This is a genomic window from Naumannella cuiyingiana (assembly GCF_013408305.1).
Lineage (GTDB): Bacteria > Actinomycetota > Actinomycetes > Propionibacteriales > Propionibacteriaceae > Naumannella > Naumannella cuiyingiana.
Map to the genome: position 1 here is coordinate 413,445 of NZ_JACBZS010000001.1, position 26,128 is coordinate 439,572.

Below are 26,128 nucleotides of genomic sequence, written 5' to 3' on the forward strand. Positions count from 1 at the left end.
CCCAGGAGCGCACACCGTGGCCCAGTTCACCTCCGCCGTCTACCAGAACGAGTTCTTGCCGGCCGGCGGGACCGACGTGCACGCGATCGTCAACGTGACCTGCTCCGACGCCGGACAGGCGGGCTCGGGCGGCGGACGGGCGGGCGAGATCGTGGTGGTGGACACCTCGGGGTCGATGGGCATCCAGAACATGGAGCTGGCCAAGCAGGCTGCGGTGGCTGCGGTGGAGCAGATCATCGACGGCACCTGGTTCGCCGTGGTGGCGGGCAATCACCGGGCCTATCTGGCGTACCCGCGCAATCCGGGCCCGGTCGGCATGGTGCAGATGAACCCCCAGACCAGGTTCGAGGCCGTGAACTCGATCCGCACGTTCCGCGCCGAGGGCGGGACGGCCATCGGCTCCTGGCTGAACCTGACCCGCGCGCTGTTCGAGTCCGTGCCGGATCTGTCCCAGCGACATGCGCTGCTGCTCACCGACGGTGAGAACCACAACGAAACCCCGGTACAACTCGACGCGGCCATCCGCGCGAGCATCGGCGCGTTCCAGGCCGACTGTCGCGGTGTCGGCACCGACTGGGTGGTGGCCGAGATCCGCCGGATCTCCCAGGCGCTGCTGGGCACGGTCGACATCATCCCCGAGCCCTCGATGATGCCGCGGGTGTTCGCCGAGCTGATCCAGCAGTCGATGGGGCGCGGGGTGGCCGAGGCGACGCTGCGGGTCTGGGCGCCCCAGGGCGCGCAGGTGCTGTTCTGCCGCCAGGTGCTGCCCCAGGTCGAGGACCTGACGCATCGCGGTACCCCGGTCAACCCGCTCACGGTCGACTTCCCGACCGGAGCCTGGGGCGATGAGTCGCGCGACTATCACGTGGCCGTGCGGTTGGCGGCGCGCGAGATCGGCCAGGAGCAGCTCGCCGCGCGCGTGCAGCTCGTGGTCGGCCAGCAGCCGGTGACGCAGGGGCTGGTGAAGGCGCGCTGGTCCGATGACGACGCGCTGACCACGCGGATCGACCCCGCGGTCGCGCACTACACCGGCCAGACCGAGCTGGCCGAGGCGATCCAGGCGGGCCTCGCGGCGAAGGCCGCCGGGCGTACCGATGAGGCGACCACCCGGCTCGGACGGGCCGTGCAGCTCGCGGCCGAGACCGGCAACGAGGAGGCGACGTCGCGGCTGCGCAAGGTGGTCGACGTCGACGATGCCGAGACCGGCACCGTCCGGCTGAAGAAGAGCGTCGACAAGGCCGACGAGATGGCGCTCGACACCGCCTCCACCAAGACGACCCGGACGCGAGGTTGAGTCCATGCCCACCTGCCCAGCCGGCCATGCCAGCACCGCCACGGACTACTGCGATGTCTGCGGGACGCCGCTGAACGGCGCCGGCGACGCGGCCCCCGCGCCGGTCGCCGGACAATCGCCCGCACCGGACGCCGCGGCGGCTCCGGACGCCGGACGGGGCGGGCCCGCGCCGGACCGGCCCGCCGCCCGAGACTGCCCGCACTGCGGCGCGGGCAATGCGGCCGGGGCGCTGTTCTGCGAGGCCTGCGGCTACGACTTCACCACGGGTACGCTGCCCCGCGGCGGCCTGCTCGACCTCGACGCGCCGCCGGTGGGCCGCCGTGGCGCCGGGCCGGTGCCCGACGCACCTTCCGGACCGCCCGCGCCCGCTGCACCGCCCGCACCGCAGCCGCCGGCACCCGAGCAGCCCGCACCGCAGCCGCCCGCACCGACCGCACCCGCTGCACCGCCCGCACCGCAGCCGCCCGCACCCGAGCAGCCTGCACCCGAGCAGCCCACACCGCAGAGCGCGGCACCCGCCGGCAGCAGCCCTGCCCGCGCCACGCCCACCCCCGAGCCGGGTCCGGCGTCCCAAGCCACGCCGGACCGGCCGGCGAACATCTCACCGAGCACGGACGCGGACTGGGTGGCGGAGCTGTGGATCGACCCCGAGTGGTATGCGATGCAGGAGAGCCCGGATCCGATGCCCTCACCCGGCCTGCCCCGGATCGTGCCCCTGCGGAATCGATCGCTGCTGATCGGTCGCGTCTCGCGTTCGCGCAACATCCACCCCGACATCGACTGCGATCCCGATTCGGGCATCTCGCGCCGGCACGCGCAACTGACCACCGACGGCACCCGGTGGTGGGTCGAGGACCTCGACTCCGCGAACGGCACCTTCGTCGCCGCAACGGGCCTGCCGCTGCCGGCCGACCCGCTGCCCAGCGGCGAACGCCGCGAGTTGGGCCCGGACGATCGGCTGTTCCTGGGGGCGTGGACGCGCATCTCGCTGCGTCCGGCCGCGCCCGGCGAGCTGACCGCGGGATAGGCCGTCAGCCCAGGTAGCCCTCGACCTCGCTCGCCGGCCGCTCGCGCGCCGAGTCCGGGTTCTGCCCGACCTCCTCCTTGGCCTCGCGCTGCCGTCGCAGGTCCCACAATCGGTCGAGCTCGACCTCGAGCTGGCCGATGCGTCCGGGTTCTGCATCGCCGGTGCCGTCGGACGCCCGTTCGCGCAGTCGTTTCTGCTCCTCGGCGAGCTCGTTGATCCGCGCGAGCAGTCCCGCGTCGTCGAGCTGGTTGGCGTTGACCTCGTCGTTGGCGCTCATGGCGCCCATTGTGCACCCCGGGCGCGTACCCGTTGCGCCGTCCGCGAACACCCCCGGCGGGCCGGTTCGGCGTGTGGAAGTCTGGAGGGGTGGCACCTCGCCACGGGTGATCAGGAGGCCGGAGTGGAAGTCAAGATCGGGATGCGGCAGGTGTCGCGCGAGCTGACCGTCGACACCGAACAGGGTGCCGATGAGGTACGCGATGCCTGGCAGCAGGCGCTCGCCACGGACGGGCTGCTGGAGATCCCCGACACCAAGGGCAACAAGGTGGTCGTGCGGGCCGCCTCCGTCGCCTATCTCGACCTCGGCAAGGAAGGCGCGCGGCGCGTCGGGTTCGGCGCGGTCTGATCCTCAGGCGCGCCCGCCGACGGCGAGGATCCCGCCGTCGACATTGATCACCTGCCCGGTGATCCACGCGGCATCGTCGGAGGCCAGGAAGGCGGCGGCGCCGGCGATGTCGGCCGGCTCCCCGAGCCTCCGCAACGGATACTGGGCCGCCAGCTCGGGCTCCTTGCCCTCGTAGAGCGCCACGGCGAAATCGGTCTTCACCAGGCCCGGGGCGACGGCATTGACCCGGACGCCGGGCCCGAGTTCGGCGGCCAATGTCTTGGTCAGGTGATCGATGCCGGCCTTGGAGACGCCGTACATCCCGATGCCGGGCGTGGGATTGGTCGACGCGACCGAGGAGATGTTGACCACCGACCCGTGCTCGCCGAAGCCCAGTCGCGGATGCGCCACCGCGCCCTGAACCCAGGCCAGCGTACCGAGCAGGTTGATCTCGATGATCTTGCTCGCGGCAGCCAGCTCGATCTCGGCCGTCGGGCCGAAGACCGGATTGGTTCCCGCGTTGTTGATCAACACATCCAGCCGCCCGAACGTGTCGGCGATCTCGTCCAGCGCGGCCGCGCGATGCTCGGGGTCCTGGCTCTTCCCGGCGACGGTCAGCACCCGGCCCTCGCCGAATCCGGCAGCGGCCCGGGCCAGCGAATCGGTGTCCCGGCCGGTGATCACCACTCGCGCGCCCTCGTCGGCGAGCCGGCGGGCGATGCCCAGGCCGATACCGCGGCTGCCGCCGGTGACCAGTGCGACCTTGTCGGCAAAACGTTCCACTGCACTCTCCTCGTCGAGATCCGAACGCCGCTCACCCTAGCGGCCCCGGACGCCGCCGCCGGTCCTGCCTCAGCCGTTGTTCGCGGCGACCGGCTGCACGCTGTCGCGCGCCGGGTCCACCATCACCGCACCGATCAGGCCGCCGATCAACGTCAGACCGCCGAGGACCATGAACGAGGTCAGGAAGCCGGGCAGCGGCTCGGCGAACTGGTCCTGGATGATCCCGACGAAGAGCGGGGCGGCGACGCCCGAGATCGACTGGACGCCGAGGAACGTGCCGAGGATCGTCGAGCGCAGCCGACGATCGACCAGGGCGCCCACCGACGGCAGGGCGAGCGGCAGACCGCCCATCCCGATGCCGTAGATCAGCGACAGCACCGCGACCGCCAGGTAGCCCTGCAGCGAGACCAGGGAGAACACCACGAGGGTGCCTCCGCACAGCGCCACGAGACCGCTGCACAGCAGGCCGCGCGCCTGTCGCGGGGAGGCTCCGCGGCGGGCCATCGCGTCGGACAGCGCACCGAAGGACAGCGCGCCGAGCACCGCGCCGATCGCCGGGGCGGCGATCAGGATGCCCGCGGTCACCTCGTCCATCCCGAGGCCCTTCTCCATGTAGAGGGGGAACCAGGTGGTCATCACGGCGACCAGTCCGTAGAGCGGCACGGTGACGATCAGCAGGCCGATGAAGGTGCGGGTACGCATCGCGCGCAGCACCGGCATCCAGCGCTCGCGCATGGTCATCGGCTGCGCCTCCTCGGCCAGCCCGACGGGGCCGAGCTTGCCGACGAACAGCCACAGCAGCGCCCAGGCGAACGAGATCAGCGCCACCGTGAGGAACGCCGCGCGCCAGTTCCAGGTGATGATCACCAACGCGATCAGCGGACCGGCGATGATCTTGGAGGCCGCCGTGCCGGCGTTCAGCGCGGCGCTGGGCAGGCCGCGCTTGCTGTCGGGGAACCACGTGTAGCTGACCGTGTTCGACAGCCCGCTGGCCGGCCCCTCGGTGGCACCCAGGCTGATCCGGCTGAAGGCCAGCGAGCCCCAGGTGCCGAGCGCGAAGACCGGCATCTGGGTGATGCCCCACAAGATCGCGAGCCCGAGGATCAGCCACTTCAGCGGCAGCCGACTGCCCATGATGCCGACCAGCACGGCGCTCACCGCGAACAGGAAGTAGAACGCGCTGCCGAGGAACCCGAACTGGGTCGAGGTCAGGCCGAGGTCGTCGATGATGTAGGAACCGGCCAAGGCCAGGACCGTGCGGTCGGCGTAGTTGATCAGCATGAAGATGATCAGCACGCCCAGCACCACCCAGCCCCGGGTGGGTACGCGGTTGCCGGTCGCCTCCAGGCCGGACTCCTCCAGCACCGACGGGCCCGGCCCGTTGCGATCCTGCGATTTCACACTCATCCAGCGTTCTCCTTCGAACGTGCGTCCAGGACTTCGGCCACGGCTTGCGCGAGACCCGTGCCCGCGATGTCGGCCGTCTCGTCGAGACCGTCGATCCGGCCTGCGACCGCGGCGATCTCGTCCCCCGAGTAGCCGGCATAGCTCAGGCAGCCGGCGAACTTCTCGTGCAGTTCCTCATCGGTCAGCGGGCGGCGCGCGCCGCCCTTGGGTTCGTCGGTGCGCACGACGTGTTCGGTCCCGTCGGTGCGGCGCACGGTGAGCACCGAGTACGCGTGCCGGAAGGTCGGCTCGCCCACCGGCGGCGTCGCCACCTCCTCGGCGCGGACCAGCGGCAGCAGCGCCCGGACCTCGGGGCGCTGAACCCGGTCGTCGGTGAAGGTGGCGAGCGTCAGCTCGCCGTCGTGCAGCGCGGCCGCCACCACGTACTCCATCGAGAACTTGCCCTGCAGCCCGGTCGTCGGGCGGTGATGGATCAGCGGGCCGAGCCCGCGCGGCTCGATCGCGATGTGCACCGACTCGACATCGGCGGCCCGTAGCCCGTCGGCGCGCAGGTCGAGGATGTTGTCCGCGCTGCGGTGGGTGTTGTAGCAGGACGGGTAGCGCTTGACGTTGAGCCCCCGCTGGCGCAGCGACCAGCGCTCGGTCAGGGTGGCGCGCACCGCGTCGGCGTCGAGGTCCTGGCCGAGCCGGGCGTAGTAGCCCAGCGGCGCCTCCAGCTCGCCGGGGTCGGCGGTGAAGCCGGCGCCGGCGAGGTGTGCCGCCCGTAGTCCGAGCATCGCGGCCAGACCGGCGTGCAGCGGCTTGGTCATGGTGCCGAAGTTCTGCCGGCTGCCGGACGCGGCGGTGGCGGCGATCCCGAACGCGCGGGCGGTGGCCGCGCTGTCCAGCTTGAGCAGCCGGGCGGCGGCCGCGGCAGCGCCGAAGATGCCGATGCTGATCGTGGTGTGCCAGCCCTGCTTGTAGTGGCCCTTGACGTCGAGGCCGTCCGCGACGGCGACCGCCACCTGGTAGCCCAGCGCGTACGCCTCGAGCAGCTCGGCCCCGCTGACGGCCCGGCCCTGCGCCGCAGCGAGCAGCGCCGGCACGAGCGCGACACTCGGGTGACCCTTCAGCGTGTCGGTGACGTCGTCGAAGTCCAGCGCGTGCGCGGCCGTGCCGGCGCCGAGCGCGAATTCCGAGACCGTCAGCGGCGCCGGGGCGTCGCCGGCCAGCACCCGCTCGTAACCGGCGCGCGCCCGGGCCAGGGTCGTCATCGTGGAGTCGCCGCGGGCGGCCAGGATGACGCCAACGGTGTCCAGGATCGCGCGCCGGGCGGCGGCGCGGGTCTCGGCGTCGACCGCGCCGGGCTCGGCGTCGGCCACGAACGCGGCGAGGTCGCCGGTCAGGCCCTCGGCGCTCACGACTGCGCCCCGGACGTGGAGCGGGCGGTGTCGACCAGCCCGCGTACCGCGGCGCGGATCAACCCCCCGCTGGTGCCGACGAGGTAGCTCATCCCCTCGCCCGCGCGCTTGGCGGCGTCCTCGCCCGAGCCGACGAGGATGCCGAGCGGCAGGTCGCCGACCGCCTTGCGGACGGTCCGGATGGCCTGGTCGACGTCGGGGTGATCGAGCTGGCCGCCGCGGCCGAGCGCGTGCGCCAGGTCGGTCGGGCCGATGAACAGCGAGTCGACCCCGGGGACGGCGGCGATCTCGGCGGCGGCCGCGACGCCCTCGCCGGTCTCGATCTGCAACACGATCGCCGTGGTCTCGTTGGCGGTCTGCAGCCGCTCGGCGCTGGGCGCGGCGAAGCCGTTGCTGCGGGTGGCCGCGACGCCGCGCCGGCCCTCCGGAGCGTAGCGCGCCGCCGCGACGACGGCCGCGGCCTGCTCGGCGGTCTCGATCATCGGCACCTGGACGCCGCTCGCGCCGGCATCGACATAGCGCTGGATGGCGGCGGGCTCGCCGGCCGGGACCCGGATCATCGCGCCGATGCCGCTGGCACCGGCGGCCCGGATCAGGCCCTCGACCGACTCGGGATTCAACAGCCCGTGTTCGCAGTCGATCACGACGAAGTCGACGCCCGCGGAGGCCAGCAGCTCGACCAGGCCCGGCGCGGGCAGGTTGACGAAGACACCCACGAGCCGCTCGGCGGCCCGCAGCCGCGCCCGCATGTCGACGCAGTTCATGCCGACGCTCCGTCCGTGAGCCGGCGCGGCACCGCCGCCGCGAGCGCGCGCTCCGGTTTCGGCGGGGCGGGATTCGGCACTGTCGGATTCATGGGGGCTCTCACTTCGTCGTGAAGGGATCGGCCGGATCACGGCCGACGGTCTTGACCGAATGCGGGCGTCGCGACGCCCGCATTCGGGGATCGGGGGTGCCGGCATCGGTGGCGGCCGGTCGGTCGCGGGCGGACGGGCGGTCAGTACGACTTCGGCATGCCGAGCACGTTGTGCCCGATGAAGGCGAGCGCCATGTTGTTGCTCACCGGCGCGACGAGCGACAGCCGCGAGGAGCGGAACTTGCGCTCGATGCCGAACTCCCTGGTCATGCCGTAGCCGCCGAAGGTGTCCATCGCCGCATTCGCCGCCTCCCAGGTCGCCTGCGAGGCGAGCAGCTTGGCCATGTTGGCCTGCGCGCCCGGCTGCTCGCCGCTCTCGAACAGCGAGGCCGCGTGCCAACGCATCAGGCTGGCAGCCTCGAGCCGGGCGTAGGCCTGGGCGAGCGGGAACTGCACGCCCTGGTTCTGGCCGATCGGCCTACCGAAGACCACACGCTCGCTCGCGTACGCCGATGCCCGATCGATGAACCAGAAACCGGCCCCCAAAACGCCCGAGCAGGTGAGAATGCGCTCGGCGTTCATTCCCGAAAGAATGTAATTGAAGCCGCGCCCTTCCTCGCCGATGAGATTTTCGACCGGCACCTTCAGGTCGTTGAAGAAAAGCTGGTTCGTCTCGTGGTTGTGCATCGTCTCGATCGGGTGCACCTCGATCTGGTCGCGCGCCTCGCGCAGGTCGACCAGCAGGGTGCTCAGCCCGCGCGTCGGCTTCTCGACCTCGTCGTAGGGCGTGGTGCGAACCAGCAACAACATCAGGTCGGAGTGCTGGAAGCGGGAGGTGAACATCTTGCCGCCGTTGACGACGTAGTGATCACCGTCGCGCACCGCGCGCGTCCTGATCTTGGTTGTCTCCGACCCCGCATCGGCCTCGGTGACCCCGAATGCCTGCAGGCGAAGCTCTCCCGAGGCGATCTTCGGCAGGTAGCGCTGCTTCTGCTCCTCGCTGCCGTGTCGCAGGATGGTGCCCATCGTGTACATCTGGGCGTGCGCGGAGCTGCCCGTCCCGGCGCTGCGGTTGATGGTCTCCAGCACTACCGCGGCATCGGAAATCGTGCCGCCACCGCCGCCGTACTCCTCGGGGATCAGCAGCGAGAGCCAGCCGCCCTCCTGCAGCGCATCGACGAACTCCTGGGGGTACTCATGACCCTGGTCCTCGCGCTGCCAGTAGTCCTCGCCGAACCGCGAGCACAACTTGGCTACGGCATCCCGAATTGCGACCTGGTGTTCGCTGAGCTGGAAATCCACTCCCACTCCTTCGTGGTCTGCTTGGGCGCCATTGCACCCGTTGTCGGCTACCCCTTGACTTTACGAAAACCGCTCGCGAGAATCGCACTGATGCGTTCCGACAGACGAAACGACCAAAGATCTCTGGCCTCGCGGTCCGTTGCGGTGCTGCGCAGCTTCACCTCGGCTGACCCGGTGCTCCCGCTGCGCACCATCGCGGCGCGCGCCGACCTGCCCAAGCCGACCGCTTCGCGGATCTGCGCGGAGCTGGTCGAGCTCGGCCTGCTGGAGCGCGTGGACGCCGACTACCGCCTCGGGCTCGGACTGTTCGAGCTCGGCCAGCGGGCCTGGCGCCAGCAGGCGCTGGTGCCGGTTGCCCGCCCCACGATGGAGCTGCTGCGCGCGGCGACCGACCGGACGATCAGCCTCGCGGTCCTGTCGGGCACCGAGGTCGTCTACCTGGAACGCCTGACCGCGCCCCGGGCGAGGGTGCGCACCCCGGCGGGCGACCGGCGGCCGGCGCTGCGCACGGGGCTGGGCAAGGCCATCCTCGCCCACACCGCGCCGCAGTTGCGCCACGACATCATCGCCGCCACCTGGCAGCCCGACCGGGCGCACCCGACGCCCGCGATGCTGGAGCGCACGCTGCGTCGAGTGGTCGCCGAGGGGGTGGCCTACGACCTCGCCGAGTCCGGCAAGGGCATCTTGTGTGTCGCCGCGCCCCTGTTCGGCTCCGACGGCCAGGTCCTCGGCTCGATCTCGGCGACCGGCTTCCCGACGCCGCGCCAGATGCGCGAGGCCGCGCCGATGGTGGCGCGGGCGGCCTCGACCATCTCCCACCTGCTCGGCGCCCAGCGCGAGGCCGGCCCCGGCGCCACCAACTGACGCCCGGCTCAGCGCCCCTGCCAGACCGGCGGGCGCTTCTCCAGGAAGGCCGCCGCGCCCTCCCGGCGATCCTCGCTGAGGTACGGATTCGGGCCCACGTTCAGGCGCAGCGCCGAGGGCACCGGCTGCCCCCAGCCCTTCACCATCATCTCCTTGTAGCGGCGCAGCGTGAGCGGGGCGTTGCCGACCAGCTCGGCGGCGTAGGCGCGTACCGTCTCCGCCAGCTCGTCGGACTCCACCACGCGGTTCACCAGCCCCCATCGGGCCGCCTCCTCGGCGTCGATGTAGCGGCCGGTGTAGAGCAGATCGAAGGCGATCGCCCGCGGCACCAGCCGGGGCAGGATGACGCTGCCGAAGTTGGCGCCCATCCCCCGCTTGGACTCGGGCAGCCCGAGCACGGTGTGCTTGGCGGCGATCCGGATGTCGCAGGCGAGCGCGAGCTCGCAACCGCCGGCGACCGCGGGCCCGTTGAGCGCCGCGATGGTCGGCTTGTAGACCTCCAGCAGCGTCTCGAACAGGTTGCGCTCGGCCCCCTCCATCGGGGTCTCCTGGTAGCGCCGGCCCGCCTTGGCGGCGTCGTCGAAGCTGCGCAGGTCGCCGCCGGCGGAGAACGCCTTGGTCCCGGACCCGGTCAGCACCAGGCACCACACGTCGGGGTCGGCCGCGGCCTCGGCGAAGCGCGCGATCAGCTCGCGCCGGGTGGGCGGATCGAACGCGTTGCGCCGGTCCGGGCGATTGATCGTGATCGTGGCGACCCGGTCGGCCACCTCGTACAGAACGTTGTCCTGCTCGTTCATCGGCGCGCTCCCTCCTCGGCACCGGCGCGCACCTCGCGGCGCACCTCGTCGTCGTGCTCCCCGAGCTGCGGCGGCAACAGCCGCGTCGGCGAGCGGCGCCCGTCGACACTGATCGGCGTACGGATCAGTGCGTAGTCGCCGAGCCGCGGGTGATCGATCCGCTCGATCGAGCCGAGCGCGGCCACCTGCGGGTCGTCGACCACCAGATCGACCGTGTTGATCGGGTTGACGGGTACGCCCGCCGCTGTCAGTCGCGCCAACAGCTCCGAGACGCTGTACCTGGCGACCTCCGCCGCGAGCAGTTCGTTCAGCGCGGCCCGGTTGGCGAACCGGGCGGCATTGTCGGCGTACTCGGCCAGTTCGAGCCACTGCGGGGTGTCCAGCGCGGAGCACAGCGCCTCCCACAGCCGCTGGTTGCCGGCCGCGATCACCACGTCGCCGTCGGTGGCGGCGAAGGCCCCGTACGGCGCGACGCCGGGCGAGCCCGAGCCGAGCCGCGGCGGCAGCTTGCCCTCGCTGAGGTAGGTCATCAGTTGGGTGGCCTCCCAGGTCAGCGCGGTGTCCAGCAGGCTGACGTCGACCCGGGCGCCGCGGCCGGTCGCGTCGCGGGTGCGCAGCGCGTCCAGGATCCCGATCACGGCCCACATGCCGGTGCCCTTGTCCAGGATGGAGACCGGGATCCGCACCGGGGGTCGGCCGTCCTCACCGGTCACGCTCATCAGCCCGCTGAAGGCCTGCATCAGCGGGTCGTAGGCGGGATCGGTCGCGCGCGGCCCCTCCGGGCCGAAGCCGGTCATCGCGCAGTAGACGACACGCGGGTTGAGCTCGCGGATGGTCGGCCAGTCCAGGCCGATCCGGTCCAGCGCGCCCGGACGCAGGTTCTGCACGACGACGTCGGCCGTGCCGATCAGCTCGCGCAGCAGCTCGACGCCCTCGGGCGACTTCAGGTCGACGGTGATGCTGCGCTTGTTGCGGTTCAGCGAGGCGAAGGTCAGCCCCTCCTCGCCGCCCCAGAAGGGCGGACCCCAGCCGCGGGTGTCGTCGCCCGACCCGGGCCGCTCGACCTTGATCACGTCGGCGCCGAGGTCGCCGAGCACCTGTGTGGCGAACGGCCCGGCGACATTGCCGGTCAGGTCTAGGACGCGGATGCCGGACAGGCTGCCCGGCACCTGCTCCGCGGCGTCGGGGGCCGGCGGCGTGCTGGCCTGGGTCATCGGGTGGTTCCTTCCTGCAGTGAACGTTCGACGGCGTCGCGGGCCGGGGAGGTGATCGGCTCGCGCCACGGGGATCGCGCACCGGCGTACACCTGCGGGCCCTTGCGGAAGTGCTGGGCCTGCTCGGCGGTCTCGATGAAGGGCATGTCCATCGCATACAGCCGCTCCCCGCGCGGCCGCGGCCCCGCCTTGGAGACGTGTCCCCACAGCTCGTGACCGACGACCTCCTCGGCCAGCGCCGCCGCCTCGATCAGCTTGTCCAGGTCGACGCCGGTCTCGATGCCCATCTCGTGCAGCATGTCGACGGCGTCCTCGGTCGGGATCATCCGGGTCATCCGGCCGTGGCCGCAGTACGGGCAACCGCCCATGCCACCGATCGCGGTGTCCAGAATCAGCTCGTGCCGATCGTCCAGCACCTCCAGCGCCGCGTACGCCGAGGTCAGCGCCGTGCCGCGGGCATCGTGCAGGTGCAGGTGCACGGTCCGGATCTCCGGCCACCGCTCCAGCGCCGCCCGGAGCTGGCCCGCCACCTTGTGCGGCACGTTCCAGCCCATCGGGTCGCCGAACGAGATGCCGGTGACGGCGATCCCCGCCTCGGTCCACGCGTCGTGCTGGCGCTGCAGCAGCTCCATCCGCTGCTCGTCGCTGAACTCGCCGAGCCAGTTCGAGCCCCACGCGGCGTTGACCGCGATCATCGCCTCGGTGGCGCCGGCGTCGACCGCGCGCCGGACGGTGGCGGGAATGGCGTCGATCTCGTCCTGCTGGGAGCGGTTCGCGTTGCGCCGGACGAACACGTCGCAGACGTGGACGAGCGAGCGCGGCAGGCCGACGCGGGTCGCCAGGTCGTGCTCGGCGGCGCGCTCGCGCCCCTTCTCGTTGAGCGCGAGCGCGGTGTACTGCACGCCGGGTACGCGGGTGAACCGCTTCGCCACCTCGTCGATCTGCGCCATCTGCGGCGTCCACTTGGGGCTGACGAAGGAGCCCATCACGATCCTGCTCAGGCCGGTCCGGGACAAGGCGTCCAGCAATTCGATCTTGGCCTCGACCCCGATCGTCTCGCTCTCGATCTGCATGCCCTCGCGCATGCCCTCCTCGACGATCGTCACCTTCGGGTATGACATCGGGTCAGCGTCCTCTCTGTTCCGATCTTGCTCGAATCGCTTGCGGTCCCCGATCGCTCACGCCCACGTGATCAGCGCGTCGACGGCCTCGACGCCCTCGGGGGTGGCCAGCAGGGGGTTCAGCTCGATCGAGTCGACAGCGGGCCCGAGGCCGACCGCCAGCTCGCCGAGCCGGTACACGGCCTCGACCAGCGCATCGAGATCGACCGCGGCGGCGCCACGCGCGCCGTGCAGCAGCGGGGCGGCCCGCAACTCCTCGAACGCCGCGCGGATCTGCTCGCGGGTGGCGGGCAGCACGCGCAGCGCGCTGTCCTTCATGATCTCCACCCAGATGCCGCCGAGACCGACGGCCAACACCTTGCCCCAGGTGGGGTCGGTGGCGATGCCGACGATCAGCTCCAGGCCCGAGCGCTGCGGCTGGACGAGCACGGTCACCGGGTCGACGCCCGCCGTCCGGCCGGCCTGCTCCACGCCGGCGTAGGCCTCGCGCAGCGTCGCTTCGTCGGTGATGTTCAGCCGGACGCCGCCGATGTCGCTCTTGTGCGCGATGTCGTCGGCCGCCAGCTTGAGCACCACCGGGAAGCCCAGCTCCTGCGCCGCGGCCAGCGCCTCGTCGGCGCCGCCGACCAGCCGGCTGGGCACCATCGGCACGCCGTGCTCGGCCAGGTACGCCGACGCGGCATGCTCGGTCCAGGTCTGCCCGGCGACGCCGTCGGGCACGGGCACCGCGGGGGGCGCGGCGGGGGCCGTCGCGGCCTCGTCGGACCTGACCCACTCCAGCCAGTCGATCGCCCGGCCGAGGGCGCGAATGCCGTGCTCGATGCCGCCGACGGTCGGCGGGTAGTCGGCCCGCTCGGCCATCTCGCGGGTGAACGGGGTGATGTCGAGCAGCGTCGTGCTCATCAGCTCGACCGGCTTGTCCGAGGCGCGCACGATGGCGGCATTGCGCCGCATCGACTCCTCGATCAGATCGTCGGCCGGGCTGGACTCGCGTACCGCATCGGTGATCATCAGGGCCAGGTCGACGTTGGCGTCGCGGCTGACCACCTCCAGCGAGTGCGCCATCAGCGTCGGGTCCACCAGCACGTAGCCGGTCACGTCGATCGGGTTGTGCACGGTGGCGAACTCGGGCAGGAACGACTGCAGCTCCGCCACCGTCTCCGGGGTGAACTCCACCAGGTCGATGCCCACGTCCTCGGCGACATCGGCCAGCAGCTCGCACGCCCCGCCCGACCCGGTGACCACACCGACGCGCCGGCCGGCCGTGCTGTCGCGCAGCCGGGTCAGCAGGTCCGCCGTGATCACCAGATCCTCCAGGCTGGGCACCCGGATCACGCCGAGCTGCTTCAGCGCGGCGTCGGTGACCCGCTCGTCGCCGACCAGCGAGCCCGTGTGGGCACGCGCGACGCTGGCACCGACCGAGCTGCGTCCGACCTTGACCGCGACGATCGGCTTGCCCGCGGCCCGCGCCTCGGCGCAGGCCTGCCGGAACTCCTCGGGCTCGCGGATCGACTCCAGGAACAGGCAGATCACCTTGGTGTCCGGGTCGGCGATCAGGTAACGGACGACATCGGTCAGCCCGAGCACCGTCTCGTTGCCCATCGCGACCAGCAGGCTGATGCCGACCCGGCGCGCCTGGGCGAAGTGCAGCACGTAGCTGGCCAGGGCCCCGCTCTGCAGGACGAAGCCGACCGACCCACGAAGCAGGGGCGGGCTGATCGGCATGCCGAACGGCACCACCCCGGCGGCGGCGTGGATGAAGCCGTTGCCGTTCGGGCCGACGATCACCAGCCCGCGCTCGCGGCACAGGTCCGCGAGCTGGCGCTCCAGCGCGGCGCCCTCCTCGCCCAGCTCGCCGAAGCCGGCGGTGAGCACGACCGCGGTCCGGATGCCGCGATCGGCGAGCGCCGTCATGGTGTCCAGGACGGCGCGCGTCGGCACCATCACGAACGCCATGTCGACGCCGTCCGGCAGCTCGGCGATCGAGCTGTACGCCTGCCGCCCGTGCACCTGCCCTCCGCGCGGGTTGACCAGGTGGATGGGACCGGCGAACTCGTAGCGCTCCAGGTTCTGCAACACGTTGACCGACCACCGCGACTTGTCGGTGGCGCCGATCATGGCGATGCCACGCGGCCGGAAGAGCTCGTTCAGGCGCGCGGTGAACTCGGCCGGCACCTCGGTGATTTCCTCGACGGTCATCTGAGCTCAGGCCCCGATCTGTCCGATTTGCACGTGCCCGCGCAGCAGGTTGCGGGCGATGGTGCGGCGCTGGATCTCGTCGGTGCCCTCGAAGATGCGCATCAGGCGCAGCTCGCGGTACCACCGCTCGATCGGCAGTTCCTTGGTGTAGCCCATGCCGCCGTGGATCTGCAGCACGCGGTCCACGACCTGGTTGCTGATCACCGATCCGTACAGCTTGGCCACCGAGCTGTGGTGGCGCGGGTCGAGACCCTGCTCCTGCTGCCAGGCGGCGAGCAGGGTGAGGTACTTGGCCGCCTCGGTCTCCACGTGGGAGTCGGCGATCTGCCACTGGATGGCCTGGTAGTCGGCGATCGGGTGGCCCATCGACTCGCGCTGCTTGGAGTACTCGATGGCCATCTCGAGCAGCCGCTCGGCCGCCCCGACGCAGCGGGCGGGGATCATCCAGCGGCCCTTGCCGATCCACTGCATGGCGAGATCGAAGCCGTGTCCGACCTCGCCGAGCACGTTGCGCTCCGGCACCCGGACGCCCTCGAAGCTCAGCGCCGCGGGACCCCACTCACCCATCGTCGGGATCGGCCGGGACTCCCAGCCCATCTCCCGATCGACCAGGAAGCAGGTCACGCCGCCGTTGGCGCCCTTCTCGGGATCGGTGACGGCGAACACCATCACGAAGTCGGCCTCGCTGCCGTTGGTGATGAACGTCTTCTCGCCCGTGATCACCCAGTCCGAACCATCCTTCACCGCGCGGGTACGGATCGCGCGGGCGTCCGACCCGGCGCCCGGCTCGGTGATCGCGAAGCAACTGCGGCGCTCACCCTCGATGGTCGGGATCAGGTACTCCCGCTTCTGTTCCTCGTTGCCGTGGTAGAGGATGTTGTCGGCGTCGCCGCCGAACGAGAACGGCACGAAGCTGCGCGAGACCTCCATCGAGATCACGGCCGCCATCACGGCGCCGAGCTCGGCGCCGCCGTACTCGGCCGGCGTGTTGATGCCCCAGAATCCCGACTTGCGCGCGCGCTCGCGCAGATCCTTGAGCTGCCCGGGCTCCAGGCCGGGGCGATTCTCCCGCTCGTTCAGCAGCACCTGCTGCTCCAGCGGGATGATCTCCTTGGCGACGAACTTGCGGATCGTGTCCCGGATGTCGCGCTGTTCCTCGGAGAGAGTGAAGTCCATGATCGTTGTCCTCTTTCTGGTTTCTGCTCAGGCCCGCGAGCCGCCGGCGACTTGCAGTGATCGGCTCGCCGGCACGCGGCGGGTCCGACCGATCGGGGGAACGACGCGCTCGCCGTCCATCGGGGCGCGATCGCTCGAGTGGGGCGCCGCCTCGGCGCCGGTGGCCGGTCGACCGAAGGGAGCGGGGGTGCACGCGACCCGGGCGCCGCGGATCGCGGCCCGGCACCGGGTTTGCGGCACTGCATCTCCTTTGATTCGGCCAGCACGACAACTGTGTCTCGACGGATCCGGGCCACCGTGCCGTCGTCCGGCTCGGCTGCCGCCGCCGACTCAATGGTGAACCAAGTCGGTTCTAGAACCCGTTCTAGGTTGGCAAATCTGGTCCAGCCGGCGGAGCGATGTCAAGCCCGACGATCCACCCGGTGATATCGCGCACCTCACTCGCCCCGATCGGTCGCGAGCAGGCGCACGTAGTGCAGGCTGCGCGCGATCAGGCGTCGACACTCGCGCCGGTCGCGCGCATGCACGACCGCGTGGGTGGCGTCGCCGATCATGCCGGTCAGGATCGCGACCTGCAGCCTCCCCTCCGGGCCCGTCGAGCGCAACAACCGGGCGTTCTGGCGGATCCACTCGTTGGCAATCTGGCGTTGCAGCCGCGCAAGCTCGGCGGGCGCGTCGAGGCCGAGGAAAAGGGCCGCCAGCTCGCGTTGGGCCCAGGCCCGCTCCAGGTAGGCGCGGGTGCCCGCCACGAGCAGGTCGGCCGGATCCGCTTCCCCGGACTCCTTCGCCGCGCGCACGGCGGCCTGGGCCGCGTCGAGATAGGCACGCTGATAGTCCTGCCACAGCGCGACGTACAGCTCGCCCTTGCCGCCGAAGTGGTGGTAGACGCTGCCCACGCTGGCCGCGGATCGCTCGACGATCTCCGCCACCGACGCATCGGCGTAGCCGCGTTCGAGAAACACCTCCAGCGCCGCGTCGAGAATGCGCGACTTGGTGTCGTCGCGGCGCTTCCTGGCGTCATCGCCCCGCCGGCGCCGATCCGGGCGCGCCGTCTCGGTGATCGATTCCGACGACTTCGAACCCATCCGATCCCGCCTCTCCCCGGCTGCGCTGCCGATCATGGCACCCGGGCGCTCAGACCCGAGTGGATCGATGCACTTGACGCCGACTAGAACGTATTCTAGAACAGTCCTCGTCCGTATTTCCAGAGCAGTCTTCGTCAAAGTGGACCCAGATTCAGGAGACGTCATGGCGGCAGCCCTGTCCGAGCGGGCCAGGCCCGTACCCACCCCCGAAACCGCTGAGTACTGGGAGGGGGCCCGCCGCGGCGTCCTTCGCATCCAGCGCTGCACCGCGTGCGAGAAGGCCTACTTCTACCCGCGGCCCTATTGCCCGAACTGCTCGAGCACCGAGGTCGAGTGGTTCGACGCCTCCGGCGACGCGACATTGCTGTCCTACAACGTGAACCACCGCCTCGCCCCGGGCTACGACGCCCCGTACGCGATCGCCATCGTGCGTCTGGCCGAGGGACCGCAGATGATGACCAACATCGTCGACATCGAGCCGGACGCGCTGGAGCTCGACATGGAACTGCACGTGCAGTTCCAGGACCGCGGGGACGACCTGTTCGTGCCCGTCTTCGCCCCGAAGGAGGCGGCCGCATGACCGTCGCGATCATCGGCGCCGCGGAGACCGAGCGCCTGGGCAAGAATCCCGATCAGTCCACCCTCGGCCTGCACCTCGAGGCCGCACACAACGCGCTCGCCGACGCCGGGCTGACCATCAACGACATCGACGGCGTCGCGAGCGTCGCCCTGCCGGGCCCGCTCACCGTCGCCAACGCGCTCGGCATCAACCCGCGCTGGCTGGACACCACCAACGTGGGCGGAACGTCCTTCCTGTTCCACGTCCGGCACGCGGCCTCGGCCATCGCCGCCGGCTACTGCGACACCGTGTTGATCACCCACGGCGAGTCGGGCCGCTCCCGGGTCGGCAATGCCGCCTGGCAGGTCGACCCGTTCTCGATGCCGGGCCAGTTCGAGGCGCCGTACGGCACCTTCGGACCGCCGACCACCTTCACCGTTCCGGCGCGACGCTTCCTCGCCGACACCGGCACCACGCGCGATCAGATGGCCACGGTGCCCGTCATCCAGCGGCAGTGGGCGGCGCTCAACCCGCGCGCGATGTTCCGCGATCCGATCACGGTCGAGGACGTGTACGCGTCGAAGATGATCGCGGACCCCTTCCACCTGCTGGAGTGCTGCCTGGTCACCGACGGCGGCGGCGCCTTGATCATCACCTCGGCCGAGCGGGCCAAGGACCTGTCGGACAAGCACAAGCCGGTCTACCTGCTGGGCAGCGGCGAGGCCTGCGACGCGCCGATGGTCTCCCAGATGGAGGACCTCACGTCCTCGCGCGGATTCCGCCAGTCGAGCGCCGCGGCATTCGAGTCGGCGGGTCTGACCACCGACGATGTCGATCACCTGATGATCTACGACGCATTCGCCCACGTGCCGCTCTACGGCCTTGAGGACATGGGCTTCGTCGGGCGCGGCGAGGCCGGCGCGTTCATCGCCGACGGCAACACCGCTCCGGGCGGCAAGCTGCCGCTGAACACCAACGGCGGCGGCCTGTCCTACACCCATACCGGCATGTACGGCATGTTCCTGATCCAGGAGTCGGTACGCCAGTTGCGCGGCGAGGCGCCGGCGCAGGTCGAGGGCGCGAACGTCTCGGCGCTGCTCGGCAACGGCGGCATGTTCATGGCATCGGCGACGCTGATCCTCGGCACCGAGGACGCGCTGTCCGGTTCGGCCGCACGCGGCTGATCACCCCCTGCCCGCCCCGTCGTGCGCCGGCCGGTGCACGATGGGGCGGGTGAGCCCCGCCGATCGCCCCGCCCGTTACCGGCACGGCGATCGCGGCTACCGCCAGATCACCGTCGCGCTCTTCGCGGCCGGGCTGGCCACCTTCATCGGTCTCTACTCCACCCAGGCCCTGCTCCCGGAGCTGTCGGCCGTGTTCGCCGTCGGCCCGGCGTCCGCCGCACTCTCGGTGTCGGTGACAACGGGCGCGCTGGCGATCTTCGTGCTGCCGATCAGCGCGCTGTCCGACCGGTTCGGTCGGCGGCGGGTGATGATCATCTCCGCGATCGGCTCCGCCGCCATCGGGCTCGCCCTCCCGCTCGCGGCGAGCTGGCCGGTGCTGCTGGCGGGCCGCGCCCTGCAGGGCGTCGCGCTGGCCGGCGTACCGGCGGTGGCAATGGCCTACCTCGCCGAGGAGGTCGACCCATCGGCGCTCGGCGCGGCGATGGGCCGCTACATCGGCGGCACCACCATCGGCGGCCTGATCGGCCGGCTGACGCCCGGGCTGACCCTCGACCTCGCCGACTGGCGGGTCGCGCTGCTCGCCGCCGCGGTGCTGGCGGGTGTCGCGGCCGCGCTGTTCGCGGCGCTCTCGCCGCGTTCGGCGCACTTCTCCCCCGCCCCCGCGACGCCGCGGCGGATCGCGGCCGGCGTCGTCCGTCACCTACGCACGCCCGCGCTGCTGGCGCTGTACGCGCTCGCCTTCGTGCTGATGGGCGGCTTCGTGACGGTCTACAACTATCTCGGCTACCGGTTGCTCGCGCCGCCCTTCTCGCTGCCGCCCGGCGCGGTCGCGCTGATTTTCCTGCTCTACCTCGCCGGCACCGTGTCGGCGACCTGGGCGGGGCGGCTGGCCGACCGCCGCGGCCGCTCGCGGGTGCTGGCGGTCACGGTGGGCGCGACGCTGCTCGGTCTGGCGATCACCCTGGCGCCGTGGCTGCCCGCCGTGCTGGCCGGCACCGCGCTGTTCACGGCCGGCTTCTTCGCCGCGCACGCGGTGGCCAGCGGCTGGGTCGGTGCGCTGGCCGACCGCGACCGGGGCACGGCGAGCGGGTTGTACCTGTGCGGCTACTACGCGGGGTCGTCGGTGATCGGCGCGCTCGGGGGCGTCGTCTTCGCCGCGGGGGGCTGGCCCGCCGTGGTCGGCTACGTCGGGGCGCTGTGCCTGGTCGCGTTCGTCCTCGGGCGCGTACCGGCCGGGATCGGCCGCGCAGGCGGGCATCGGCCATGAGCTAGACTGCCCGGTGGCGGTCGGAACGACCGCACGCTCCGGGCACCGCGTGCCGTCGGGAGGCGGCTGACCGGGAAGTCCCGATCCGCGTCGTGCCGGAGCCGTACCGAGGGATCGCCGGCGTGCGATCTGCGAGCACGAGGGCAAGAATCCTGAATACCGAAATCACCGAGGACGCGGGCGTGCCCGCGCACATCGCCGACGGCGCGGACGCACCCGCGGAGTCCGGCACCACCGACCGGGTCCCGCCGAGCGAGACCTTCGCCGATCTGGGCGTGCACCCGGACATCGTCGCGGCGCTCGACGAGGTGGGGATCAGCCATCCCTTCCCCATCCAGCACATGGCGATCCCGATCGCGATCACCGGCACCGACATGATCGGGCAGGCGCGCACCGGCACCGGCAAGACGCTCGCGTTCGGCGTCACCTTGCTGCAGCGGATCGTGGTCCCGGGCGATCGCGATGCCGACTCCGTGCACCCGGCGGGCAAGCCGCAGGCGCTGGTGATCTGCCCGACGCGCGAGCTGGCGAGCCAGGTCGCCAAGGATCTGCAGACCGCGGCCAAGGTCCGCGCGGCGCGGATCCTGACCGTCTACGGCGGCGTCGGCTACGAGCCGCAGTTGGACGCGCTCGCGGCCGGCGTCGACGTGGTGGTCGGTACGCCGGGCCGACTGCTCGACCTGGCCAACCGGCGCGCGCTCGACCTGTCCCACGTCAAGGTCGCGGTGCTGGACGAGGCCGACGAGATGCTCGATCTCGGCTTCCTGCCCGATGTCGAGAAGCTGCTGGCCAAGACGCCCGAGCTGCGCCAGACCCTGCTGTTCTCCGCGACGATGCCGAGCCAGATCGTCACGCTGGCCCGCCGGCACCTGCGCCACCCCGTGAACATCCGGGCCGAGCACGCCGGCGAGAACCAGACCGTCCCGGCAACCGCACAGTTCGTCTACCAGGCCCATGATCTGGACAAGCCGGAGGTGGTGGCGCGCATCCTGCAGGCCGAGGGCCGCGACCGCGCGATCATCTTCTGCCGCACCAAGCGCTCCGCACAGCGCGTCGCCGATGATCTTGCCGAGCGGGGCTTCGCGGCCGCACCGATCCACGGTGACCTGACCCAGGTGTCGCGGGAGAAGGCGCTGAAGCGGTTCCGTGAGGGTGGGGTGGATGTTCTCGTGGCGACGGATGTCGCGGCGCGCGGCATCGATGTCGGCGGCGTCACCCACGTGATCAACTACGAGTGCCCCGACGACGACAAGACCTATGTGCACCGGATCGGCCGGACCGGCCGCGCCGGCAAGTCGGGCGTCGCGATCACCTTCGTCGACTGGGCCGACCTGGCTCGCTGGAAGATGATCAACAAGACTCTCGGGTTGCCGTTCGAGCAGCCGCAGGAAACCTACTCCACGTCGGAGCACCTGTTCCACGATCTCGGCATCCCGTCCGGGACCAAGGGTCGTCTGGTGCCGGAGAAGCCGCGCGAGCGGCGCGACGAGGGCCGCGAGCGGCCGCGCGAGGAGCGTCCGCGCCGCTCCCGGAACCGTCGGCGTACCCGCAACGGCGAGCCCGTCTCCGGTCGCGACGGGACCAATCAGGACGGGACGAACCGCGACGAGACGCACCACGACGGGCCAGGTCGCGACGAGACGAATCGCGACCAGACGAATCGCGACGGGGCCGCACCTGTCGACGCGGCGACCACCGACCGGGCGACCGACGAGGCCGGCGAGGGCCAGCGGCGACGGCGGCGGCGCCGCGGTGGCCGAGGCCGCGGTCGGGGTGCCGGCGGCGACCGTCCGGCGGAATCGCCCGCCACCAGCAGCACCAACTGACCCGCTCAGTAGCGGGTCGTCCGGGTGCGGTGCCGCGGGCGGGAACGGTAGGCCGGTTCCTGCCCGCGGTTCCACAACAGGTAGTCCAGATCGGCGGCGCTGACCCGGCGGCCGGGTCCGCGATTCAGTTCGGCGGCGAGCAGCTCGACCGCGTGCACCGCGCAGGCGCGCAGCTCGACCTCGGGGGCGCTGCCCGCGGGGATGTCGGCGCCGGCGTCGATCGCGGCGGCCAGCTCGTCGTCGTAGGCGAGCAGTCCATCGGTGCGCAGCACGTGCGGCACGAGGTTGTCGGCGAAGATCGTCAGCCGGTCCAGGTCGTCGAAGCGGCCCAGGTCGCTCGGCGCGCCGTCGCGTCCCGGTACGCCGTCGAGCGCGAGAGACAGGTCGACGGCGGTGAGCTGGGCGCGCTTCCACAGATGGACCGGGCGCTCGCGTCCGTCCGGGCCGCGCCAGGTCGCGACATCACGAAACATCGGCATCGCCGCCAGCAGGCCGACCAGGCGCGCGGCGCTGCGGCCGGCCGCGGCGACCAGGGCTCTGCCGTCGCCGGCCCAGTTGGCTGTCAGCTCGGTGCCCAGCTCGTTCAGGGCGCGGGCGAAGAATGACATCAGCTCGGCCATGTCGGCGTTGTCGGATTGGCCGACGATCTCCGCGACCCGGTCGGGGGTGAGGGCGGCGAGTTCGGCCGCATCCGGCGTACCCGCGCCGAACCAGTCCTTCAGCGACGACGCGACCGTGAAGTAGCCCGACATTCCGGGACGTTTGGTCAGCCGCGGGAACCATCCCGATCCGAAGTTGATCGCGTCGAGGCAGAGCACGGCCAGCACGGTGTCGGGCTCTCTGCCGCGATAGTGGTGGTCGGCGTCGAAGGCCGGGCGGGCCCCCTCCGCGATCGGCAGCGCCGCGGCGTACTCGCCGAGCGCGTCGTCGACGATCCGCACATGCCGGGCGCCTGCGGCGACGGCGGCGCAGTCGGCGCGCACCCGGGCGAGCGGGTCGGCACCGGGCGGCGCGGCATCGATCGACACCCGGGCACCCTAACCAACCGCGCGGTAGCTTGGCCCTCATGCCGGACAACGAAGCCGCGCTCTCCATCGCGTCGGGGAGCACCGAGCAGCCGCTGCTGGACCAGACCATCCCCGCGAACCTGGCCGAGACGGTCCGCCGCTGGCCCGACCGCGACGCCCTGGTCGAATCGTTCACCGGGCGCCGCTGGACCTGGGCCGAGTTCGCCACCGACGTCGACCGGGTGGCCCGGGCCCTGCTGGCGCTCGGGCTGACCAAGGGCGATCGGCTGGGGATCTGGTCGCCGAACAGCGCCGAGTGGACGCTGACGCAGTACGCGACGGCCAGGATCGGCGTGATCGCGGTGAACATCAATCCCGCCTATCGCACCCATGAGCTCTCCTACGCGCTGAACCAGTCCGGTTGTGTCGCGGTGGTGGCAAGCCCGGCGTACAAGACCAGCGACTACCCGGCGATGATCGAATCGGTACGCCAGAACGTGCCGAGTCTGCGCCACGTGGTGATCACCGACGACGAGTCGTGGCGGGAGTTCCTGGCGGGCGCGGACGGCGTCGACGCGGGTGAGGCGGAACGGATCGCGGCGACGCTGCGGCCCGAGGACCCGATCAACATCCAGTACACCTCGGGGACCACCGGTCACCCGAAGGGTGCCACGCTGAGCCACCGCAACATCTTGAACAACGGCTACTTCACGACCGAACGGATCGGATTCACCGAGCAGGACAAGCTGGTGATCGCGCCGCCGTTCTATCACTGCTTCGGGATGGTGATGGGCAATCTCGGTTGCACCTCGCACGGGGCGACCATGATCATTCCTTCGCCGTCCTTCGACCCGGCGGCGAGCCTGCAGGCGGTGCACGACGAGCGGGCCACGGCGCTGTACGGCGTACCGACGATGTTCATCGCCGAGCTCACCCTGCCCAACTTCGCCGACTACGACCTGTCCAGCCTGCGCACCGGGATCATGGCGGGTTCGCCGTGCCCGGTCGAGGTGATGAAGCGGGTGATGACCGAGATGCACATGTCGGAGGTGTCGATCGCCTACGGCATGACCGAGACGTCGCCGGTGAGCACCCAGACCGGCGGCGACGACGATGTCGAGCGCCGGACGGCCACGGTGGGACGGGTGCACCCGCACGTGGAGATCAAGATCATCGACCCGGCCAGCGGTGAGGTGGTCCCGCGGGGCGAGGTCGGTGAGTTCTGTACCCGGGGCTACTCGGTGATGCTCGGCTACTGGGACGAGCCGGAGAAGACGGCCGAGGCCGTCGATGCCGACGGCTGGATGCATACCGGGGATCTCGGCATGATGCGCCCCGACGGGTACGTGACGATCAACGGCCGGATCAAGGACATGGTGATTCGCGGTGGGGAGAACATCTACCCGCGCGAGATCGAGGAGTTTCTCTACACCCACCCCAAGATCGCCGATGTCCAGGTGGTCGGGGTGCCCGACGAGAAGTACGGCGAGGAGCTGTGTGCGTTCGTGCAGCTGCGCGACGGCGAGAACGAGCTGAGCGCGGAAGACGTCGCAGCGTTCAGCGAGGGCAAGCTGGCCCGGTTCAAGATCCCCCGGTATGTGCTGGTCGTCGACGAGTTCCCGATGACCGTGACGGGCAAGATCAGGAAGGTCGAGATGCGCGCCGACGCGGCGCAGCAGCTCGGGCTGGCCTGACAACTCGGGCCGGCCTGTTTGCGCGCGAGCGCCCTCAGGACGCAGCGCACTCCGGCCAGTGCCCGATGTCGATGGTCACCACCGGACGTGGCTGGGCCGCGCGTGTCATCGGCCGGGCGCGGGCGGGCCGAATGGCGGCAGCGTGCGGCAGCCAGAGGGCCGGCGGCGGCTCCGAGACATGCACCTGACCGCTCGGCGACTCGGTGATCACGCGCAGGGCCGATCCCGCACGGTCCCAATCCGGCATCGCACGCACCCGATTGCACCGCGCGCACAGTCCCTGGGCGTTGTCGGACCCGGTCGGGCCGCCCCGCGCCCACGGCACGATGTGGTCGATGTCGCGGATGGCACCGTCACACCAGGGCGTCCGGCAGACCTGGTCGCGCGCGATCACCAGCCGCCGCACCGACCGTGGGAAGAGCCGTCGCCGCTGATCGATCTCCGAGACCCGGCCGGTCGGCGGATCGGTCCACAGCCGCCGCAACCACACCTTGGCGCGCGAGGCCCACACCAGCTCGCGAGCCGCCCCGGCCGCCACCGGGCCGAACCCCGGCACGACCGCAGCGGGACCGTCGCGCATCTCCTGCGGCGCAATTCCCTCGCGCTCCGTCGCCGGAGCTAGCGGAGGATCGGCGGGGACGGCCGGGCCGAGCAGCGCACCGTCGGTCATCACCAGTTGGATCTCGACCGGGACCTCGGGCGCTGCCGCCTGACCGGTCACCCTCTCGACAAGGGCATCGGCGCGACACTGCTGGCGGCTCCGTGCGTCTCCCGAAGCCTGCGCCCGGTCGGCCGCGCGATCCAGCGCCGCGTGCACGGCGACGCCCTGGGCGAGCGGCAGCAGGGCGCTCAGATGCACCATCGCGTTCTCCGCCGGGCGGATCGACACGTAGCGGCCCTCCTCGGCTGCGGTGCTCCAGCGCCGGGCGACCTCGGGCTCGGCCGCATAGGCCAACGCCCGCGCCGCCTTCTCGAGTTGCCGCGGCGATTGCTGCGCGGCCACCGGGTCGGCGCCGCCGCACAGCTGGGCATCGATCGCCGCGCGATCGGCCGGCTGGCACGCCGCCGTGGCTGCTGCCAGCCGGGTCACCGCGAATTCCGACAATCGTCCGACCGCGAACAGAGCGCCGGCGGCCGGAAGCTCGGCGGCGATCGTCTTCGCCAGTTGCAGGTGCCGCGAGCCCGCGCAGGGCGACTCGTGCCGCGCCAGGCCGATCTGGTCGGCGATCCCGCGACCGAGACGACTCGCCGGAACCCCGGCGGCCTCCTGCTCGGCCAGCAGCAGCTCCTCCGCCCGCACGCTCAACCTGGCCTGCGCGGCCGCCGCCGCGTTCTTGATCAACTCGAGCTGCTCGATCAGCACCATCAGCTCCCCTGGCGAATCGGCATCGAGCAAGGGCAACCTCGCCAGAAAGGACGCACAATCATCAGCTGCCCGGACATGGTCTGCCCGGACTTCGTG

General features: G+C 71.4%; 23 protein-coding genes. 9 read left to right on the forward strand and 14 right to left on the reverse strand.

The annotated features are described in order from the left end of the window. Positions 1-16: 16 nt before the first annotated feature. Both GGQ54_RS01755 and GGQ54_RS17265 read left to right on the forward strand, forming a co-directional pair. A complete protein-coding gene (locus GGQ54_RS01755) occupies positions 17-1,294 on the forward strand; it encodes a VWA domain-containing protein (RefSeq protein WP_179443822.1) in 1,278 nt (425 codons plus the stop codon). A 4-nt stretch (positions 1,295-1,298) separates the two neighbouring features. Next, positions 1,299-2,321, forward strand: coding sequence for an FHA domain-containing protein (locus GGQ54_RS17265; protein WP_179443823.1), 1,023 nt, complete (start codon positions 1,299-1,301; stop codon positions 2,319-2,321). Between the two features lie 4 nt (positions 2,322-2,325). Here the strand turns inward: GGQ54_RS17265 and GGQ54_RS01765 are convergent, their stop codons facing one another. After that, positions 2,326-2,598: a DUF2630 family protein gene (locus GGQ54_RS01765; protein ID WP_179443824.1), complete on the reverse strand. Its 273-nt coding sequence runs from the start codon at positions 2,596-2,598 to the stop codon at positions 2,326-2,328. A 123-nt stretch (positions 2,599-2,721) separates the two neighbouring features. Between GGQ54_RS01765 and GGQ54_RS01770 the strand changes: the two genes are divergently transcribed. Continuing rightward, positions 2,722-2,946 (forward strand): DUF3107 family protein, encoded by a 225-nt coding sequence (locus GGQ54_RS01770; protein WP_179443825.1) that lies wholly within the window; start codon positions 2,722-2,724, stop codon positions 2,944-2,946. Positions 2,947-2,949: 3 nt separating this feature from the next. Here the strand turns inward: GGQ54_RS01770 and GGQ54_RS01775 are convergent, their stop codons facing one another. From GGQ54_RS01775 to GGQ54_RS17530, 5 genes are all read right to left on the reverse strand, one after another. After that, entirely contained in the window at positions 2,950-3,708 is a 759-nt protein-coding gene (locus tag GGQ54_RS01775) for a glucose 1-dehydrogenase (RefSeq protein WP_179443826.1), read from the reverse strand. A gap of 69 nt (positions 3,709-3,777) precedes the next feature. Further along, positions 3,778-5,115 carry an MFS transporter gene (locus GGQ54_RS01780; RefSeq protein WP_179443827.1) on the reverse strand — a complete coding sequence of 446 codons (1,338 nt, stop codon included), beginning with the start codon at positions 5,113-5,115 and terminating at the stop codon, positions 3,778-3,780. Next, the gene (locus GGQ54_RS01785; protein WP_179443828.1) at positions 5,112-6,515 is read right to left on the reverse strand and encodes an MmgE/PrpD family protein; all 1,404 of its coding nucleotides are present in this window, start codon (positions 6,513-6,515) and stop codon (positions 5,112-5,114) included. Before GGQ54_RS01785 ends, GGQ54_RS01780 begins: the two co-directional genes overlap by 4 nt. Further along, a complete protein-coding gene (locus GGQ54_RS01790; RefSeq protein ID WP_179443829.1) occupies positions 6,512-7,279 on the reverse strand; it encodes an HpcH/HpaI aldolase family protein in 768 nt (255 codons plus the stop codon). The genes GGQ54_RS01785 and GGQ54_RS01790 overlap by 4 nt, the downstream gene beginning before the upstream one ends. A 233-nt stretch (positions 7,280-7,512) precedes the next feature. Beyond that, on the reverse strand, positions 7,513-8,673 hold the full coding sequence (locus tag GGQ54_RS17530; RefSeq protein WP_179443830.1) for an acyl-CoA dehydrogenase family protein: 1,161 nt from the start codon (positions 8,671-8,673) through the stop codon (positions 7,513-7,515). A 90-nt stretch (positions 8,674-8,763) separates the two neighbouring features. Here GGQ54_RS17530 and GGQ54_RS01800 point away from each other — a divergent pair, with 90 nt between their 5' ends. Continuing rightward, complete coding sequence (locus GGQ54_RS01800) at positions 8,764-9,537, forward strand: IclR family transcriptional regulator (RefSeq protein ID WP_179443831.1); 774 nt, start codon at positions 8,764-8,766, stop codon at positions 9,535-9,537. 8 nt (positions 9,538-9,545) lie between these two features. On the opposite strand, the gene GGQ54_RS01805 is transcribed toward GGQ54_RS01800, so the two are convergent. From GGQ54_RS01805 to GGQ54_RS01830, 6 genes are all read right to left on the reverse strand, one after another. Next, positions 9,546-10,334: an enoyl-CoA hydratase/isomerase family protein gene (locus GGQ54_RS01805; RefSeq protein WP_179443832.1), complete on the reverse strand. Its 789-nt coding sequence runs from the start codon at positions 10,332-10,334 to the stop codon at positions 9,546-9,548. Further along, positions 10,331-11,548 (reverse strand): CaiB/BaiF CoA transferase family protein, encoded by a 1,218-nt coding sequence (locus tag GGQ54_RS01810; RefSeq protein WP_179443833.1) that lies wholly within the window; start codon positions 11,546-11,548, stop codon positions 10,331-10,333. The genes GGQ54_RS01805 and GGQ54_RS01810 overlap by 4 nt, the downstream gene beginning before the upstream one ends. Further along, entirely contained in the window at positions 11,545-12,669 is a 1,125-nt protein-coding gene (locus GGQ54_RS01815) for a beta/alpha barrel domain-containing protein (RefSeq protein WP_179443834.1), read from the reverse strand. The genes GGQ54_RS01810 and GGQ54_RS01815 overlap by 4 nt, the downstream gene beginning before the upstream one ends. 57 nt (positions 12,670-12,726) lie before the next feature. Continuing rightward, positions 12,727-14,868: an acetate--CoA ligase family protein gene (locus GGQ54_RS01820; protein ID WP_179443835.1), complete on the reverse strand. Its 2,142-nt coding sequence runs from the start codon at positions 14,866-14,868 to the stop codon at positions 12,727-12,729. 6 nt (positions 14,869-14,874) lie between these two features. Next, complete coding sequence (locus tag GGQ54_RS01825) at positions 14,875-16,044, reverse strand: acyl-CoA dehydrogenase family protein (protein WP_179443836.1); 1,170 nt, start codon at positions 16,042-16,044, stop codon at positions 14,875-14,877. Between the two features lie 437 nt (positions 16,045-16,481). Continuing rightward, positions 16,482-17,129: a TetR/AcrR family transcriptional regulator gene (locus GGQ54_RS01830; RefSeq protein WP_179443837.1), complete on the reverse strand. Its 648-nt coding sequence runs from the start codon at positions 17,127-17,129 to the stop codon at positions 16,482-16,484. A gap of 163 nt (positions 17,130-17,292) precedes the next feature. On the opposite strand from GGQ54_RS01830, the gene GGQ54_RS01835 reads away from it, so the two are divergent. From GGQ54_RS01835 to GGQ54_RS01850, 4 genes are all read left to right on the forward strand, one after another. Beyond that, on the forward strand, positions 17,293-17,709 hold the full coding sequence (locus tag GGQ54_RS01835) for a Zn-ribbon domain-containing OB-fold protein (protein WP_179443838.1): 417 nt from the start codon (positions 17,293-17,295) through the stop codon (positions 17,707-17,709). Further along, complete coding sequence (locus tag GGQ54_RS01840; RefSeq protein WP_179443839.1) at positions 17,706-18,872, forward strand: thiolase C-terminal domain-containing protein; 1,167 nt, start codon at positions 17,706-17,708, stop codon at positions 18,870-18,872. Before GGQ54_RS01835 ends, GGQ54_RS01840 begins: the two co-directional genes overlap by 4 nt. Before the next feature lie 49 nt (positions 18,873-18,921). Next, the gene (locus tag GGQ54_RS01845; RefSeq protein WP_218843610.1) at positions 18,922-20,139 is read left to right on the forward strand and encodes an MFS transporter; all 1,218 of its coding nucleotides are present in this window, start codon (positions 18,922-18,924) and stop codon (positions 20,137-20,139) included. Between the two features lie 341 nt (positions 20,140-20,480). Next, positions 20,481-21,965, forward strand: a complete 1,485-nt coding sequence (locus GGQ54_RS01850; protein WP_425487414.1) for a DEAD/DEAH box helicase — start codon at positions 20,481-20,483, stop codon at positions 21,963-21,965. A 5-nt stretch (positions 21,966-21,970) separates the two neighbouring features. On the opposite strand, the gene GGQ54_RS01855 is transcribed toward GGQ54_RS01850, so the two are convergent. Beyond that, positions 21,971-22,993 (reverse strand): queuosine salvage family protein, encoded by a 1,023-nt coding sequence (locus GGQ54_RS01855; protein WP_218843611.1) that lies wholly within the window; start codon positions 22,991-22,993, stop codon positions 21,971-21,973. Between the two features lie 38 nt (positions 22,994-23,031). On the opposite strand from GGQ54_RS01855, the gene GGQ54_RS01860 reads away from it, so the two are divergent. Continuing rightward, positions 23,032-24,666, forward strand: coding sequence for an AMP-binding protein (locus GGQ54_RS01860; protein ID WP_179443841.1), 1,635 nt, complete (start codon positions 23,032-23,034; stop codon positions 24,664-24,666). A 34-nt stretch (positions 24,667-24,700) separates the two neighbouring features. Here GGQ54_RS01860 and GGQ54_RS01865 read toward each other — a convergent pair whose 3' ends face one another. Continuing rightward, positions 24,701-26,032 (reverse strand): HNH endonuclease, encoded by a 1,332-nt coding sequence (locus GGQ54_RS01865; RefSeq protein ID WP_179443842.1) that lies wholly within the window; start codon positions 26,030-26,032, stop codon positions 24,701-24,703. Between the last annotated feature and the right edge of the window lie 96 nt (positions 26,033-26,128).

What these genes read in the sequence shown, in the direction of transcription:
- GGQ54_RS17265 (WP_179443823.1), top strand. Translation starts at nt 1,299, where the DNA reads ATGCCCACCTGCCCAGCCGGCCATGCCAGCACCGCCACGGACTACTGC.
- GGQ54_RS01765 (WP_179443824.1), bottom strand. Translation starts at nt 2,598, where the DNA reads ATGAGCGCCAACGACGAGGTCAACGCCAACCAGCTCGACGACGCGGGA.
- GGQ54_RS01780 (WP_179443827.1), bottom strand. Translation starts at nt 5,115, where the DNA reads ATGAGTGTGAAATCGCAGGATCGCAACGGGCCGGGCCCGTCGGTGCTG.
- GGQ54_RS01790 (WP_179443829.1), bottom strand. Translation starts at nt 7,279, where the DNA reads ATGAACTGCGTCGACATGCGGGCGCGGCTGCGGGCCGCCGAGCGGCTC.
- GGQ54_RS01800 (WP_179443831.1), top strand. Translation starts at nt 8,764, where the DNA reads ATGCGTTCCGACAGACGAAACGACCAAAGATCTCTGGCCTCGCGGTCC.
- GGQ54_RS01805 (WP_179443832.1), bottom strand. Translation starts at nt 10,334, where the DNA reads ATGAACGAGCAGGACAACGTTCTGTACGAGGTGGCCGACCGGGTCGCC.
- GGQ54_RS01810 (WP_179443833.1), bottom strand. Translation starts at nt 11,548, where the DNA reads ATGACCCAGGCCAGCACGCCGCCGGCCCCCGACGCCGCGGAGCAGGTG.
- GGQ54_RS01815 (WP_179443834.1), bottom strand. Translation starts at nt 12,669, where the DNA reads ATGTCATACCCGAAGGTGACGATCGTCGAGGAGGGCATGCGCGAGGGC.
- GGQ54_RS01820 (WP_179443835.1), bottom strand. Translation starts at nt 14,868, where the DNA reads ATGACCGTCGAGGAAATCACCGAGGTGCCGGCCGAGTTCACCGCGCGC.
- GGQ54_RS01825 (WP_179443836.1), bottom strand. Translation starts at nt 16,044, where the DNA reads ATGGACTTCACTCTCTCCGAGGAACAGCGCGACATCCGGGACACGATC.
- GGQ54_RS01830 (WP_179443837.1), bottom strand. Translation starts at nt 17,129, where the DNA reads ATGGGTTCGAAGTCGTCGGAATCGATCACCGAGACGGCGCGCCCGGAT.
- GGQ54_RS01835 (WP_179443838.1), top strand. Translation starts at nt 17,293, where the DNA reads ATGGCGGCAGCCCTGTCCGAGCGGGCCAGGCCCGTACCCACCCCCGAA.
- GGQ54_RS01840 (WP_179443839.1), top strand. Translation starts at nt 17,706, where the DNA reads ATGACCGTCGCGATCATCGGCGCCGCGGAGACCGAGCGCCTGGGCAAG.
- GGQ54_RS01850 (WP_425487414.1), top strand. Translation starts at nt 20,481, where the DNA reads ATGGCGATCCCGATCGCGATCACCGGCACCGACATGATCGGGCAGGCG.
- GGQ54_RS01860 (WP_179443841.1), top strand. Translation starts at nt 23,032, where the DNA reads ATGCCGGACAACGAAGCCGCGCTCTCCATCGCGTCGGGGAGCACCGAG.
- GGQ54_RS01865 (WP_179443842.1), bottom strand. Translation starts at nt 26,032, where the DNA reads ATGGTGCTGATCGAGCAGCTCGAGTTGATCAAGAACGCGGCGGCGGCC.